Annotated in this window: 1 protein-coding gene; it reads right to left on the minus strand. The window is 64.3% G+C overall.

Going from position 1 to position 241, the window contains the following annotated elements; all coding sequences use genetic code 11:
* Positions 1-241 (minus strand): bifunctional ornithine acetyltransferase/N-acetylglutamate synthase (locus QCD68_RS17275; protein WP_301223902.1); only part of this gene is annotated, 241 nt, incomplete at both ends.

Below are 241 nucleotides of genomic sequence, written 5' to 3' on the forward strand. Positions count from 1 at the left end.
ATTGCGTTCGTCTCGTGGGCGCGGATATTTGTATAAGAGACTGGGTCGAAGGTGACCCGGGTCGCGGCGAGCAGTGCCTGATCGTGTTCGTCCGAGGGCAGCGCCGCGTCGGTCGTGATTACCACGAGCATCGTCGCCAGCCACGGTGCGAGCATGCCCGCACCCTTAGCCATGCCGCCGACCCTCCAGCCGTCGAAGGTCACGACGCACAGCTTCCGCGTGCTGTCGGTGGTCAAGATGG

Source organism: Curtobacterium sp. PsM8 (assembly GCF_030433875.1).
Classification (GTDB): domain Bacteria; phylum Actinomycetota; class Actinomycetes; order Actinomycetales; family Microbacteriaceae; genus Curtobacterium.